This is a genomic window from Streptomyces sp. NPDC107559, from assembly GCF_055657365.1.
In genome coordinates this window covers 424,439-438,949 of the sequence record NZ_JBVKBD010000006.1, presented here as the reverse complement: position 1 = coordinate 438,949, position 14,511 = coordinate 424,439, and the positions used below count along the sequence as shown (strand labels likewise).

At 72.1% G+C, this 14,511-nt stretch carries 11 protein-coding genes; 6 read left to right on the top strand and 5 right to left on the bottom strand.

What is annotated here, in order from left to right:
- Nucleotides 1-105: 105 nt before the first annotated feature.
- The 4 genes from lnt (at nt 106) to ACZ7OY_RS21030 (ending at nt 5,189) form a co-directional block, all read left to right on the top strand.
- A complete protein-coding gene (lnt, locus tag ACZ7OY_RS21045; protein WP_471912764.1) occupies nt 106-1,716 on the top strand; it encodes an apolipoprotein N-acyltransferase in 1,611 nt (536 codons plus the stop codon).
- A gap of 67 nt (nt 1,717-1,783) precedes the next feature.
- Complete coding sequence (locus tag ACZ7OY_RS21040; protein ID WP_471912763.1) at nt 1,784-2,263, top strand: NUDIX hydrolase; 480 nt, start codon at nt 1,784-1,786, stop codon at nt 2,261-2,263.
- Between the two features lie 111 nt (nt 2,264-2,374).
- The gene (locus ACZ7OY_RS21035; protein ID WP_471912762.1) at nt 2,375-3,175 is read left to right on the top strand and encodes a 3-hydroxybutyrate dehydrogenase; all 801 of its coding nucleotides are present in this window, start codon (nt 2,375-2,377) and stop codon (nt 3,173-3,175) included.
- Nucleotides 3,176-3,251: 76 nt separating this feature from the next.
- Nucleotides 3,252-5,189, top strand: a complete 1,938-nt coding sequence (locus tag ACZ7OY_RS21030; RefSeq protein WP_471912761.1) for a helix-turn-helix domain-containing protein — start codon at nt 3,252-3,254, stop codon at nt 5,187-5,189.
- Between the two features lie 58 nt (nt 5,190-5,247).
- On the opposite strand, the gene ACZ7OY_RS21025 is transcribed toward ACZ7OY_RS21030, so the two are convergent.
- The 5 genes from ACZ7OY_RS21025 to ACZ7OY_RS21005 all read right to left on the bottom strand — a co-directional run bounded on the left by ACZ7OY_RS21025 (nt 5,248) and on the right by ACZ7OY_RS21005 (nt 11,016).
- Nucleotides 5,248-6,633 (bottom strand): MFS transporter, encoded by a 1,386-nt coding sequence (locus ACZ7OY_RS21025; RefSeq protein ID WP_471912760.1) that lies wholly within the window; start codon nt 6,631-6,633, stop codon nt 5,248-5,250.
- A gap of 322 nt (nt 6,634-6,955) precedes the next feature.
- Entirely contained in the window at nt 6,956-7,735 is a 780-nt protein-coding gene (locus tag ACZ7OY_RS21020) for a crotonase/enoyl-CoA hydratase family protein (RefSeq protein WP_471912759.1), read from the bottom strand.
- Nucleotides 7,736-7,747: 12 nt separating this feature from the next.
- Nucleotides 7,748-8,992 carry a cytochrome P450 family protein gene (locus ACZ7OY_RS21015; protein WP_471912758.1) on the bottom strand — a complete coding sequence of 415 codons (1,245 nt, stop codon included), beginning with the start codon at nt 8,990-8,992 and terminating at the stop codon, nt 7,748-7,750.
- An 83-nt stretch (nt 8,993-9,075) separates the two neighbouring features.
- The gene (locus tag ACZ7OY_RS21010; RefSeq protein ID WP_471912757.1) at nt 9,076-10,296 is read right to left on the bottom strand and encodes a metallophosphoesterase; all 1,221 of its coding nucleotides are present in this window, start codon (nt 10,294-10,296) and stop codon (nt 9,076-9,078) included.
- A gap of 102 nt (nt 10,297-10,398) precedes the next feature.
- Entirely contained in the window at nt 10,399-11,016 is a 618-nt protein-coding gene (locus tag ACZ7OY_RS21005; protein WP_471912756.1) for a hypothetical protein, read from the bottom strand.
- Nucleotides 11,017-11,603: 587 nt separating this feature from the next.
- Here ACZ7OY_RS21005 and ACZ7OY_RS21000 point away from each other — a divergent pair.
- Nucleotides 11,604-11,939, top strand: a complete 336-nt coding sequence (locus ACZ7OY_RS21000) for a DUF5132 domain-containing protein (protein ID WP_471912755.1) — start codon at nt 11,604-11,606, stop codon at nt 11,937-11,939.
- A 248-nt stretch (nt 11,940-12,187) separates the two neighbouring features.
- The gene (locus ACZ7OY_RS20995) at nt 12,188-14,461 is read left to right on the top strand and encodes an ABC transporter ATP-binding protein (RefSeq protein ID WP_471912754.1); all 2,274 of its coding nucleotides are present in this window, start codon (nt 12,188-12,190) and stop codon (nt 14,459-14,461) included.
- Nucleotides 14,462-14,511: the final 50 nt, after the last annotated feature.

The following is a 14,511-nucleotide window of genomic DNA, read 5'->3' as shown; positions in this document are numbered from 1 at the left end:
AGGTGCGGGCGATGCCCCGCGTCGCCCGCCCACGCACCGGGTCCGGGCCTGTCCCGCATCCGGCCGCGTTGTGGACGCCGAGGTCAGCGGCCGTACACTCCCGGGGTGACCGTCACCGCAACCTCAGTAGGCCAGTCGGACCAGCTGGAACCCCCGGCCGCGCCCGCAGCGCGCGGCCGTCGGCTTCTGCGCCTCGTCCCGGCCGTCGCCGCGGCGCTCTCCGGAGTGCTGCTCTACGTCAGCTTCCCCCCACGCACCCTGTGGTGGCTGGCCCTGCCGGCCTTCGCCGTCTTCGGCTGGGTGCTGCGCGACCGGAGCTGGAAGGCGGCCCTGGGCCTCGGCTACCTCTTCGGCCTCGGCTTCCTGCTGCCGCTGCTGGTGTGGACCGGTGTCGAGGTCGGCCCCGGCCCCTGGCTCGCCCTGGTCGCGATCGAGGCACTGTTCGTCGGGCTGGTCGGCGTGGGTGTCGCCGCGGTGTCCCGACTTCCCGCCTGGCCGGTGTGGGCGGCCGCGCTGTGGATCGCCGGTGAGGCGGTACGCGCGCGGGTGCCCTTCCGCGGCTTCCCCTGGGGCAAGATCGCGTTCGGTCAGGCGGACGGTGTCTTCCTGCCGCTCGCGGCGGTCGGCGGCACCCCGGTGCTCGGCTTCGCGGTCGTGCTGTGCGGCTTCGGCCTGTGCGAGGCCGTGCGGCTGGCCGTCGCGGCACGCGGCACCCGTACCGTGCGGCGCTCCGCCGCCACCGTGGCCCTGCTCAGCGTGGCCGTGCCGGTCGCGGGCGCGGTGGCCGCCCGCCCGCTGGTCAGCGACAAGGCCGAGGACGGCACGGCGACCGTCGCCGTCATCCAGGGCAATGTGCCGCGGCTCGGACTGGAGTTCAACGCCCAGCGCCGCGCCGTGCTCGACTTCCACGCGCGCGAGACGCAGCGCCTGGCCGCCGAGGTCGAGGCGGGCAAGGTGCCGCGGCCCGACTTCGTGCTGTGGCCGGAGAACTCCTCCGACATCGACCCGCTCGCCAACCCCGACGCGGCCGCCGTCATCGACGCGGCGGCCAAGCGGATCGGCGCGCCGATCTCGGTCGGCGGCGTCGTCGAGCGGGACGGCAAGCTCTTCAACGAGCAGATCCTCTGGGACCCGCAGAAGGGCCCGCTGGACACGTACGACAAGCGGCAGATCCAGCCGTTCGGCGAGTACCTCCCGCTGCGTTCGCTCATCGGCGCGATCAACAAGGACTGGACGTCGATGATCCGCCAGGACTTCAGCCGGGGCAGCAAGCCGGGCGTGTTCGACATGGACGGCTCCAAGGTCGGACTCGCCACCTGTTACGAGGCGGCCTTCGACTGGGCCGTGCGCGACACCGTCACCCACGGGGCCCAGATGATCTCCGTGCCGAGCAACAACGCCACCTTCGACCGCAGCGAGATGACCTACCAGCAGCTCGCCATGTCGCGGGTCCGCGCCGTCGAGCACAGCCGCACCGTCACCGTCCCGGTGACCAGCGGGGTCAGCGCGGTCATCATGCCGGACGGGAAGATCGTCCGGAAGACCGGCATGTTCGTGGCCGACTCGCTGGTGCAGAAGGTGCCGCTGCGCTCCTCCGAGACGCCCGCCACCCGGCTGGGCATCCTGCCCGAGATCGCCCTCGTCCTCGTGGCGGCCGGCGGGCTCGGCTGGGCCGTCGCCGCCGGTGTGCGCGGCCGACGCGCCGGTGGCGTGTAGCCGTACGCCTGCCGAACGCCTCCTGGGCGAGACGGAGCCATGGGGCCGACCCGCTAGGGTCGGCCCCATGGCTACTCCTGACTTCATCCGCGAACTGCGGGCCTCCGCCGGACAGCAACTGCTCTGGCTCCCCGGAGTGACCGCCCTCGTCTTCGACGATGCGGGCAGAGTGTTGCTGGGCCGCCGCTCCGACACCGGCAAGTGGTCCGTCATCGGCGGTATCCCGGAGCCGGGGGAGCAGCCCGCCGCGTGCGCCGTTCGGGAGGTCGAGGAGGAGACCGCGGTACGGTGCGTCGTCGAGCGGGTCGTCCTGGTCCAGGCGCTGACGCCGGTCACGTACGCCAACGGGGACATGTGCCAGTACATGGACATCACCTTCCGCTGCCGTGCCGTCGGCGGGGAGGCCCGGGTCAACGACGACGAGTCGCTCGACGTGGGCTGGTTCGAGGTGGACGCCCTGCCCGACCTCAACGAGTTCGCCCGGCACCGGATCAAGCTGGCACTGTCCGACGGGCCCACCTGGTTCGACCCCACCGGCCCCCTCTGAGCGGAGGGAGTACCGGGACGGCACCCCATAGGGGCAAGCCCCATGAGTACGTTCTGAAGTGTGGGCCTTGAGCACATGGGGCGGGGTGGGACGGCTGCCTAGGGTCTGGGCATGACCGCGCCCAGTGCCCTCCCCGTTCCGACCGCCGTCCCGCTCGACCTCGGCGGCCGCACCGCCCTGGTCACCGGCGCCGCCGGCGGCATCGGCAGAGCCTGCGCCCTGCGGCTGGCCGCCGCCGGCGCCAAGGTGAGAGCGGTCGACCGCGACGTCCGGGGCCTGGAGGCACTCGCCCGACGAGCCGTGGACCTGCCGGGCGGCGTCGAGCCGCAGGTCCTCGACCTCACCGACCTGGACACCGCCGAACTCGCCGCCGCGGGCACCGACATCCTGGTCAACAACGCCGGGCTGCAACTGGTACGGCCCATCGAGGAGTTCCCGCCCGACGTCTTCCACACCGTGCTCACCGTGATGCTGGAGGCGCCGTTCCGGCTCATCCGCGGCGCCCTTCCCCACATGTACGGGCAGGGCTGGGGCCGCATCGTCAACGTGTCCTCGGTGCACGGGCTGCGGGCCTCGCCCTACAAGTCCGCGTACGTCGCCGCCAAGCACGGCCTGGAGGGGCTCTCCAAGACGGCCGCACTCGAAGGCGCCGCGCACGGCGTCACCTCGAACTGCGTGAACCCCGCCTATGTGCGCACCCCGCTGGTCGAACAGCAGCTCAGTGATCAGTCGAGGGCGCACGGGATCTCCGAGGAGCGCGTGCTGTCCGAGGTGCTCCTGAAGGACAGCGCGGTCAAACGGCTCATCGAACCGGCGGAGGTCGCCGAGGCGGTCGCCTATCTGTGCAGCCCGGGGGCGTCGTTCGTGACCGGCACGTCCCTGGTGCTGGACGGTGGCTGGACCGCACACTGAGCCGGCTCCTGCCGTCGTGCGCCGGAGTTGTCCACAGGCCTGACGCCGCGGCCGCGCCATGGGGGATCCTGTGACCATGTCCCGCGATCATGTGCAGTCGGTCGAGCGTCCCGCCCGTGAGGCCGAGCCCTCGCCCCACGCGGCCGAGGCGCCGTTCCTGGAGCTCCTGGCCCGGGGCGCGGCCGTCGACGCCTACGAGGAGCCGGTGCTGCGGGCCCGCGCCACGGCGGAGCCGGCCGCACGGATCGCCGCCCTCGAACACGCCAAGCTGCTCGCCCTGCGCGTGCGTTCGGAGCTGGAGGGACGACGGCGGCGCGAGGCCGAGCTGTCCGCGCTCTTCGAGACCGCGCACGACCTGGCCGGGCTCAGGGACCTCGACGCCGTCCTCCCGGCGATCGTCCAGCGCGCCCGGTCGCTGCTGGGCACCGACGTCGCCTACCTCAGCCTCCACGACCCGGCCCGGGGCGACACCTACATGCGGGTGACCGAGGGCTCGGTCGCCGCCCGCTTCCAGCAGCTGCGGCTGGGGATGGGCGAGGGCCTCGGCGGCCTCGTCGCGCAGACGGCCCGGCCCTACGTCACCGACGACTACTTCCGGGACGGCCGGTTCCAGCACACCACCACCATCGACGCGGGCGTCCAGGACGAGGGCCTGGTCGCCATCCTCGGCGTACCCCTGATGCTGGGACCCCAGGTCATCGGGGTGCTGTTCGCCGCGGACCGCCGGGCCAGGGTCTTCGAGCGGGAGCAGATCGCGCTGCTCGGCTCCTTCGCCGCCCTCGCCGCGGCGGCCATCGACACCGCCAACCTGCTCACCGAGACCCGCTCCGCCCTGGCCGGCCTGGAGCGGGCCAACGAGATCATCAAGGACCGCAGCGCCGTCATCGAACGCGCCTCCGACATCCACGACCGGCTCGCCGAACTCGTCCTGCGCGGCGGCGGGGTGCACGACGTGGCCGCCGCCGTCGCCGAGGTCCTCGACGGCACGGTCGAGTTCACCGAGTCCGCCGGCACCCCGGCCCCGGCCCTGGAGGCGTCCCGTGCCGAAGGACACGCCGTACGGCACGGCAAGGACTGGATCGCCGCCGTGACCGCCGGCGGCGAACTGCTCGGCGCCCTGGTGCTGCGCGGCCACCCGGACCTCGACCCGGTCGACCAGCGCACCCTGGAACGCGCGGCGATGGTCACCTCCCTGCTGCTGCTCGCCAGACGCTCCGCCGCCGAGGCCGAACAACGGGTGCGCGGCGAACTCCTCGACGACCTGCTGGACGCCCGTGACCGCGACCCGCGCCTGCTGCGCGAACGCGCCACGCGGCTGCACGCCGACCTCGACGCCACCCATGTCGTGCTCGCCGCCCGCCTCGACGGCGCCGCGGCCGACGCCGACCAGGAGGCGGCCGCCCGCCGGCGCCTGTGGTCGGCCGCCTCGCACCTCGCCGCCACCCGGCACGGGCTGGCCGCCGCCCGCGACGGCGGCACCGTACTGCTGCTGCCCCTCGTCCGCGGCGACACCGTCACCGACCTCGCCCGGCGCACCTCCCGGCACCTGGGTACGGCCGTCCACGAGGCGGTCACCGTCGGCGCCTCCGCCGCGGTGGACGGCCTCGCCGCGCGCCCGGACGGCGTGGCCGCGGCCTACGTGGAGGCGCGACGGTGTCTCGACGCCCTCCGGCTGCTGGGCCGCACCGGGGACGGCGCGGCCGCCGACGACTTCGGGTTCCTCGGCCTGCTCCTTGCCGGTGACCGGGACATAGCCGGCTTCGTCGACCGCACCGTCGGCCAGGTGGTGGCGTACGACGAGCGGCGCGGCACCGATCTGCTGCACACCCTCGACGCGTACTTCGCCTGCGGGATGAGCCCGGCCCGTACCAAGGACGAACTGCATGTCCATGTGAACACGGTCGCCCAGCGTCTGGAGCGCGTCGGCCGGCTGCTCGGTGACGACTGGCAGAGCCCGGCCCGTGTCCTGGAGATCCAGCTCGCCCTGCGCCTGCACCGGCTTTCGGCGGCGTGACGCCCCCGACCCCGCACGCGGGGCGCACGGGGTCGGGGGACGGGCGGGAACCGGCGGCTCAGGCGATGCGCGCGTCCGCCGCCGGTGCCGAAGCGGTCTCGGCCCCGGCCTCGGCCGAGACGTCCGCGAGGTCGCGCAGCCGGGTCTCCTTCGCCACCAGTACGGCGACCACCGTCAGGGCGGCCGCGGCGATCACGTACAGGGCGATCGGAGTGGAGCTGTCGTAGTCGGACAGCAGCGCGGTGGCGATCAGCGGCGCCGGCGCGCCCGCGGCGACCGAGGCGAACTGGGCGCCGATGGAGGCACCGGAGTAACGCATCCGGGTCGCGAACATCTCCGAGAAGAACGCGGCCTGCGGCGCGTACATCGCCCCGTGCAGCACCAGACCCACCGTCACCGCGAGGACCAGGCTGCCGAATCCACCGGTGTCGATGAGCGAGAAGAACGGGAACATCCACAGTCCGACCCCGACCGCACCCAGCAGATACACCGGCCGACGGCCCACCCGGTCCGACAGCGCGCCCCACGCCGGGATCACCGCGAAGTGCACGGCCGACGCGATCAGCACCGCGTTGAGCGCGGTCTGCTTGGAGACACCGGCCGAGGTGGTGGCGTAGACGAGGATGAAGGCGGTGATGACGTAGTAGCTGATGTTCTCCGCCATGCGCGCGCCCATCGCCACCAGGATGTCGCGCCAGTGGTGGCGCAGCACCGACACCAGCGGCAGTTGCTCGGTCACCTCGGCACGGGTCGCCTTGCGCGCCTCGGCCCGGGCCAGCGCCTCCCGGAAGACCGGCGACTCGTCGACCGACAGCCGGATCCACAGACCGACGGCCACCAGCACCCCGGACAGCAGGAACGGGATGCGCCAGCCCCAGCTGCCGAAGGCGTCGTCCGACAGCACGGCGGTCAGCAGGGACAGGACGCCGGTCGCCAGGAGCTGCCCGGCGGGGGCCCCGGTCTGCGGCCACGAGGCCCAGAACCCGCGCCGGCGTGCGTCGCCGTGCTCGGACACCAGCAGCACGGCGCCGCCCCACTCGCCGCCCAGTGCGAACCCCTGCACCAGCCGCAGCGCGGTCAGCAGCACCGGGGCGGCCGCCCCGACACTGGCGTGCGTCGGCAGCAGTCCGATCGCGAAGGTGGCCCCGCCCATCAGCAGCAGGCTAAGCACCAGCAGCTTCTTGCGGCCGAGCCGGTCGCCGTAGTGCCCGAACACCAGCGCGCCCAGGGGCCGGGCGGCGAACCCGACGGCGTACGTCAGGAACGACAGCAGGGTGCCGACCAGCGGATCGGAGTCGGGAAAGAACAGCTTGTTGAAGACGAGCGCGGCTGCGGAGCCGTAGAGGAAGAAGTCGTACCACTCGATGGTGGTGCCGATGAGGCTGGCGGCGACGATGCGCTTGAGGTTGCCGGGTGTCGGGGGAGCGGATGCTGCTGAGGCCATGTGCGCCACTTCCTCGTGTGCGGTGGGGACGGGTACGTGTCGGCACACCGTAGGAAGCGCCAGGTCGGGCGCACATGTGGTGGGGCAACATAGTTCGGGGGGTGGCTGTGCGTGCGGCCACCATGCCGGCTCACAGGAGGTCGACCGCCACGGCGAACTTCCTGCGATGTCCCACCCTTCCTCGCGGCGTACACCGGTGAGGAAGAGTGGGAGACGCGGCTGTTCGTGCAGGTGCAAACCGATCGGGCATCGAGGGCGTACTTGTGCAGGACGATGCCGTTCGAGGTCCTGGCCGAACCGGATTGCGGGGCAAGGCAAGGGTCTACGGGCTCGCCCTGCGGGTTGTCGTCTGGGTGAATCGGCGTGCGCCGGCGGCTGCCTGAGGGGATGCCATCAGCCGGGTGCTGATGGGGTCCTGGAGGATGAAGGCCGTGGGTTCGTCGTGGCCCCGTGTGCTGTGGACGATGTGTTTGACGGTCGTGACCGCGTCGGAGGTGTGGCGGCTAATCCGTTCGGCCAGGTCGAGGGCCGCGGTGACCGCCTGGCCGTCGGGGACCAGCCGGTTGACCAGTCCGTGGTGTTCGGCACGGAACGCGGGCAGTCGGTCGCCGGTGAGCAGTAGTTCCATGGCGAGGTGGTAGGGCAGGCGGCCCGGCAGCCGGATCGCCCCGCCTTCGGAGGCGACCAGGCCGCGGGCGACCTCCGGCAGGCCGAAGAACGCCGACTCACCGGCGACGATCAGGTCGCAGGCCAGGGCGAGTTCGAAGCCACCGGCCACCGCGGCGCCCTCGACCGCCGCGATCAGCGGGGTGCTCCGACGCGAGCGCGTCAGCCCTGCCAGGCCGCGTTCCCCGACGGTGGGGATGCCGTGTTCGGGGAACGCCTTGAGGTCCATGCCGGAGCAGAAGTGGCCGCCGGCTCCGGTCAGGATCCCGGCGCGCAGTTGCTCGTCGTCGTCCAGCGCGGACAGGGCCGCGTCCAGGGCGGCGGCCGTCGGTGCGTCGATGGCGTTGCGGACCGTGGGCCGGTTCAGGGTGATGACCAGGGCGGTGCCGCGGACCTCGGTGAGCACCGGGTCGCCTGCGTCGGGGGAGTGGTGCATCGTTTCCGCCGTTCAGTAGCGTTCCAGAGGCAGGGCGGCCAGTCCGCGCATGACGCGGGTGGGCCGCCAGGTCAGGGATTCGGCGGGGATCGCGAGACGGATCTGGCCGAGGCGTTCCAACAGCAGCGGGAAGGCGATGCGGGCCTCCAGACGGGCCAGCGCGGCACCGATGCAGAAGTGCGGGCCCCGGCCGAAGGACAGGTGCTCGTTGGGCGTGCGAGTGAGGTCGAGGACGTCGGGCTGGTCGAACTGCTCAGGGTCGCGGTTCGCCGAGCCGATCAGCAGGCTGACCACGTCACCGGGCGGGATGGTGTGGCCACCGGCCTCGACCGGTTCGGCGGTCACGCGGAAGGTGGCGTCGCGTACGGGTGCGTCGAAGCGCAGCAGCTCCTCGACCGCGAGGCCGATCAGGTCGGGTTCGGCGTCCAGTCGTTTGGCCTGGTCGGGGTGCTGGAGCAGGGCCAGCGTGCCGTTGCCGATCAGGTTGAGCGTGGTGTCGTGGCCCACCAGCAGCAGCAGGTACGCCGTGGACAGCAGTTCCTCCTCGGTCAGGGTGTCGCCGTGGTCGCGTGCGTGCACCAGCGCGCCGACGAGGTCCGTCTCCGCGGTCGCGGCAGGCCCGGCGGCGCGTTTGTGCGCCACCAGCTCGGCGAGGAACGCGTGCAGGTCCCGGCCGGTGCGGCTCCTGCCCGCCGCTGTGGCGTGCGTGCCTGTGGGCATGACGGTGGCGAGCAGCAGCTCGCGAAGCTCCGGGGTGTCCATGGCCGGCGGGACTCCGAGGATGCGGCAGATCACGGCGAAGGTGAGCGGCCCTGCGAAGTCCCCGATCAGCTCGACCCGGTGCCGGCCCTCCAGCCGGTCCAGCAGCCGTGTCGCGGCGGTGCGGATGACCGGCTCCAGCGCGGTGACCCGGCGCGGGATGAACGCGGTGTTCACCAAGGCCCGCAACCGCGTGTGGTCGGGCGGATCGCTGTGCACCAGGTGCCGGTTCAGCCCCGGCGGTCCGGCGACGTAGCCCGGCACCCGCTCCGGGCGCTTGCTCAGCCGGCCATCGGCGATCAACGCGTCGACGTCCGCGTAGCGGGCGATCTGCCACACGGTCGTCCCGTTGGTCTTCCGCTCGGCCGAGACCGGCGCATGGCGCCGCAACCAGGCGAAATACGGGTAGGGGTCGGCGCCCCGCCGATCGAGCAACTGCTGTGGTGGCCCGGCGAAGGAGTCCCGGGGAGTGGTCGGCACGGCGACCTCAACGATCAAGATCCGGGAAGGTGACGCCCGCTGCGCCACACCGGGCGCCTCCGCCGTACCTCGCAGCTCAGGGGGCGTCGGCCCGCCCGGTGTTACGGCGAGGTGGGCAGGTTCGGGGAGCGGAGTACGAGGAGGGTGATCTCGCTGGGGGCGAAGACGCGGAACGGCGGGCCCCAGAAGCCGGTGCCGCGGCTGGTGTAGAGGAGGGTGCGGGCGCCGTGCCGGCTGAGGCCGGCGACGGCGGGCTGGTCGATGCGGACCAAGTGGTGGAAGGGCCAGATCTGGCCGCCGTGGGTGTGGCCGGAGAGCTGGAGGTCGATGCCCTCGGCTGCCGCCCTGTCGACGAACTTGGGCTGGTGCGCCAGCAGCAGGACGGGCAGTTCGGGGTCGGAGCCGTCCAGGGCCCCGGCGAGGTGGGCGCGGTGGCCCGCCAGGCCGGAGGACTCGGCGGTGACATCGTCCACGCCGGCGACCACGAGGGTGTCGCCGCCGCGTTCGAGCAGCAGATGGCGGTTGCGCAGCGGCTCCCAGCCCAGCTCGTCCATCAGGTCGACCCAGCCCTGGGCTTCGCTGTAGTACTCGTGGTTGCCGGTGACGTAGACACGGGCCCGGGTGGCCTGCACGGTGCCGAGCGGGAGGGCCTGGGCGCGGCGGCGTTCGGCCGTGCCGTCCGCGATGTCGCCGGTGTGGCAGACCAGGTCGGCCTCCAGCGTGTTCACCGTCTCGCACACCCGCTCCGACCAGCGGGCGCGATCGAGCGGTCCGTAGTGGGTGTCGGTGATGAGGGCGACCCGCAGGCCGTCCAACCCGGCGCCCAGCCGCGGGAGTTGTACGTCGAGTCGGCGTACGCGTGGTACACGGCGGGCCTCGGCGTAGCCCCAGACGAGGAGTGCGGCGGTGACGCCGAGGACGGCCCAGGTGACGATGCGGGCCCGGTCCTGACCGTCGCCGACCCCGGCGACGGTCAGGGCGAGCCGCAGCAGGACGCCGAGCAGTACGGACCAGGTGAACAGAATCCAGCTGCTGCCCAGCAGGGTGTCACCGACGATCGCCGCCCGGTCCTGCTGCCGCCGGCCGTGGCCGCGCATCATCGCGAGCGGCATGGCGATGAGTCCGAGGACGAACAGCGCGGTGCCGGTCAGTGTGACGGGCAGCGGCCAGTGCTGCCCGCCGTACAGGAGCACCCCGCAGGGCACGGCCCACAGCAGGACCGGGGCGATCAGGGGGATGTAGCGCATCAGGCGGTGCAGTCGGCTCTGCCGGGGCGCTCGCGCTTCACTGTCGGCGGTTCGGGCGTTGCTGGTGTCGGTCACGCTTCCCCTCCCTGACCGGGCTGCCGTCCCGCGCACTGTATCCGGTCGCCCTCGGGCCGGCCGGACCGGTGTGCGCGCCCGGTGACACCAGGACACTCCGGCTCAGGACACCGCCACCACCACGTTGAACCACGGGGTGCTCAGCGAGGACAGCGGTGACCTCAGCTTCTGCATGTCGACCCGGTAGGTCCCGGCCGGGAGCACCCCGCCGCCCGGGTACGGGGCCAGTGGGAGGTAGCGCCCGTTGAGGGCGCCGGTCGCCCGGTCCCGTGTCCAGATCCCGGCGGAGGTGTGCAGCCAGGTCACCGGGCCCCTGCTCAGCGACGGGTTCACGGCCGAACTCTGACCGGAGGTGAGCCGGAAGGTGGCTCCGACCAGCGACGGCACCCGGGCGGCCCGGGTCAGGGTGAACGAGAAGTAGCGGTGGTTGTAGGGGAGTCCGGAGGTCAGCGGCGGGCAGTCGACGGCGACGACGGTGCGCCCGGTGACATTGCCGAGCTGCTTCGGGCTGCTGTAAGAGCCGGCACCGGCGAGCCGGCGGCAGTCGTACCGGTAGGTGGCGGCCGAGGCGTCGGGGGCGACGGCGCCGACCACCGCGAGGGCTGCCGCGACCCCCAGCCAGGTCACGGTCCGCCGGGTCCTGGTGCGGGGCCGGGTCTCGGGGTGGGGCCGGGTCTCGGGGCGGGTGGCGGGAACGGCGGCAATGCGGGCTCGGTCCATGAAAGGTCCCCCTCGTGCTCGTGCGGTCGCTCGGTCGCGGCGTCTCCCCGCCGGCCATCGCCCCTCCCGGGCGCACTCGCGGGGAGAGTCGGAGCATAGGCGGCCATGTATGGACTACGAGGGGTCTGTGCGGTAAGGCCCGTAATTGACCGAAGCGGTACTCGGTGTGGCCGGGTGCGATTGTGATGGGCACCGGCGGTTCGCGGAATCCGGGCGGTGCTCGACGGAGCCGCCCAGGGGGTACCGCCTTCCGTGAGATCAGTCGGAAACCCGATAGTCCTCAGGGTAATGGGGAAATCGGCCCGGTGGGGCGGTCGATGGGTGCGCGTACGGTAATTCGTGTCGCCCGGTGGCGTCAATGGCACTCGCATGAGTGAAACCGGTCTAGGCGATTTGGTCTCGAAGGACACGACTCGGCTACGGTGTTGGAAGAGCGGGTTCCGGATCCGTCGGTGGGGAATCGGCCCCGGCGGGGAAATCGTAAATTCCGAAGATCGGTGCTCCTGCTCGCCCAGTTGTGCGCCGCCTCGCTGTTCGCGGCGTGCGGAATGCCTGTCCATACGTACGCGTGGAGAGAATGGAGCGTCATGCCCCCCGTAGTACCGCCCTTCCTGATCGGCCTTGTTGCCGCGCCGCTGGCCAAGCGTCTCTTCAAGCCGTTGATGCGCGGCCTCGTCAAGACGTCCGTGGGCATCGCCATGGAGGTGAAGAGGGCGACCCAGGAGGCCGGAGAGAACATTCAGGACCTTGCGGCCGAGGTGACCGCCGAGATGGTGGCGGCGCAGATCGCCGCCGATGACGGTCATGGGTCCGCCGAGAGCAGGATCCCGAACGGCGCCAAGGGCGAGAGCGCCGCCCGGCCCGAGGGGGAGGCGAGGACTCCGAAGATCCGTGCGACCGCCGGCGTCGGCAAGACGGACTGACGGGCTGACGGTCTGTCCGGCGCCCGGGGGCGGGGCCCGGGCGCGTATTGACGGTCGGGCCCGAAGAAATGCACCCCCAGTTGTAGTCGGCCGCAGACCTGCCGATCGCGTCACTTTCTCTGGAATTTCCATTCCGTCGCATTGAACCGTCTTGCTCGTGGCGGAATTTGCGACCTCCTAAACAGGTGATCGTACACATGTCATCTCTGCTGGGTGCCGCAGCCGGATTTCACTCCACGGATTTGGACGTGCGTCCGCGTTCGGTCATTTCGGGCCGCCAGCGCTGGGACGTCAAGCTGGTTCTCGGTCGGCCGCAGGCGGCCGAAGTCCTTGCCGCGGTCCTGCGGCGCATTCCCGGGATCACCGAGGCACAGGCCAGCCCGATCACCGGTGGGCTCCTCGTCCGGCACGATGCGCGAGTGCAAGGCGCGGACGTCGGCCGACTCGTCCGCAGAGCCGTCGCCATGGTCGTGGCGGGCTCGGCCGGGGCACGGCGGCCGGCTCCGGCGCAGCCCGCCGCCGGGCCGGCCCCGCGCACGGACCGTGGCGTCGTGCGCCCCGCGCTCGCCGTCGGGGGCGGGGTGGTGGCGTGCCTCGCCCTGATCCGCGGGGCGTCGCTGGGCAGGCAGCTGGTCGCCCTGGGCGGAGTGGCGGTGGCGACCGGAGTCGTGGTCCGCAAGGCATGGCGCAGAGCGGTCGACGCTGCCCGGGACCTTCCCGGAGCCGGAGCCGGAGCCGGAGCCGGAGCCGGAGCCGGAGCCGAACGACATCCCCTGCTGGAGATCGTCGGACCGCACCGCCGGCGTCTCTACCGCGCGTCCGCGCTGTCGGTCGCCTGCCAGGTCTCGGAGATGGCGCTCGGCACCTTCCTCGGCTGGACGGCGCTGGTCCTCATCAAGGGCCAGGCCGCGCCGCTCGTCCACCTCGGTCTGACCACCGCGTCCGCTCAACTCTGGGGCCTGGCAGGGCTGGTGGCCGTCGCCTGTGGCGCCGTGGCCGGTCTGTCGTACTCCTCGAGCCTCCAGTGGCGCCGGCTCGGGCAGGACATCGAGCACGACTGGCGCAACCGGACGTACGGCCATGTGCAGCACCTCGAACTGCGGCATCTGGAAGGCGAGCGGACCACCCGGGTCGCCGGCGCGCTCACCGACGACGTCCGCCAGTTGGGCACCTTCTTCGCCACCGCGGCCAACGACCTGCTGCAACTGGGCACCAGCCTGGCCCTCCTGGTGCCGCTGTTCCTGCTGCTGGCACCCCAGATCGCCTGGATCGCGTTCCTGCCCATTCCGGTCATCGCCTGGCTGTCGTTCCACTACCAGGACAAGGCCGCGGCCGACTACACCGTCTCCGGCGAGCAGCGGGCCAGGCTGCACAGCCAGCTGGTGAACACCCTGGAGGCGGGCGCCACCGTCAAGAGCTTCTGCACCGAGGACTACGAGTCCGAGCGCATCGACCGGCTGAGCGGGGAGGCTCAGGAGAGCAACCGGCAGACCGACCGGAGCACGATCCGCCACGCCGAGATCGTCCGGGTCTGCACGACCAGTTCGATGGCGGGAACCCTGCTGATGGGCGGCCGGTCGGTACTCAACGGCAGTCTGCGGTTCGAGGTGTTCAGTCCGCTGATCGGGCTGCCTCAGATGGTGATGCTGCGGATGAACCGGCTCGGCGGCATCGTCGACCAGTACCAGCGCACGATGACCGCCTACGACCGGGTCCAGCGGCTGCACGCCCTGCCCGCCGAGTCGGACGGCACCGGCGGACCGCTCGACGTCGAGAAGGTGCACGGGGAGATCGTCCTCGACGGTGTGACCTTCGCCTACCCCGGCCGGCCGCCGGCGCTGGAGGACCTCTCACTGACCATCCCCGCCGGGCAGGTCACCGCCCTCGTCGGCGCCACCGGCTCCGGCAAGACGACGATCGCCAAGCTGCTGATGAGGTTCCAGGACGCGGACTTCGGCAGCGTGCTGCTCGACGGGCGGGATGTGCGCGACCTGCCGCGGCACCATCTGCGCCACGCGATCGGCTTCGTGGCCCAGGACCCCTTCCTCTTCGACGGCACCGTCGCCGACAACATCCGTTACGGCAGCTTCGCCGCCTCGGACGAGGCCGTGGTCGAGGCGGCCATGAAGGCGGAGGCGCACACCTTCGTCGCGACGCTGCCGGACGGCTACGACACGCTGATCGGCGAACGCGGCGCCGCTCTCTCCGGCGGCCAGCGGCAGCGGATCGCGCTGGCGCGGGCGATCCTCAAGGACGCTCCGGTCGTGATCCTCGACGAGGCCACCTCCGCCGTGGACAACGAGACCGAGGCCGCCATCCAGCGGACGCTCCGCGCCTTCGCGGCCGACCGGACGATGCTGATCATCGCCCACCGGCTCTCCACGGTCCGCCACGCCGACCGGATCTACGTCATGGACAAGGGCGGGGTCGTGGCCGAGCAGGGTACCCACGACGAACTCCTCGCCCAGCACGGACTCTACGCATCCCTCTGGCAGCTCCAGGCCGGCGAACTCGCCGCCTGACCGCAGTACCCGCGCCGACCCGCCGACCGCGTGACGCCACTGCGGTCGGC

Bases quoted from the DNA above. Each gene is read 5' to 3' on its own strand.
- ACZ7OY_RS21040 (WP_471912763.1), top strand. From the start codon at position 1,784: ATGGCTACTCCTGACTTCATCCGCGAACTGCGGGCCTCCGCCGGACAG.
- ACZ7OY_RS21035 (WP_471912762.1), top strand. From the start codon at position 2,375: ATGACCGCGCCCAGTGCCCTCCCCGTTCCGACCGCCGTCCCGCTCGAC.
- ACZ7OY_RS21030 (WP_471912761.1), top strand. From the start codon at position 3,252: ATGTCCCGCGATCATGTGCAGTCGGTCGAGCGTCCCGCCCGTGAGGCC.
- ACZ7OY_RS21025 (WP_471912760.1), bottom strand. From the start codon at position 6,633: ATGGCCTCAGCAGCATCCGCTCCCCCGACACCCGGCAACCTCAAGCGC.
- ACZ7OY_RS21020 (WP_471912759.1), bottom strand. From the start codon at position 7,735: ATGCACCACTCCCCCGACGCAGGCGACCCGGTGCTCACCGAGGTCCGC.
- ACZ7OY_RS21005 (WP_471912756.1), bottom strand. From the start codon at position 11,016: ATGGACCGAGCCCGCATTGCCGCCGTTCCCGCCACCCGCCCCGAGACC.
- ACZ7OY_RS21000 (WP_471912755.1), top strand. From the start codon at position 11,604: ATGCCCCCCGTAGTACCGCCCTTCCTGATCGGCCTTGTTGCCGCGCCG.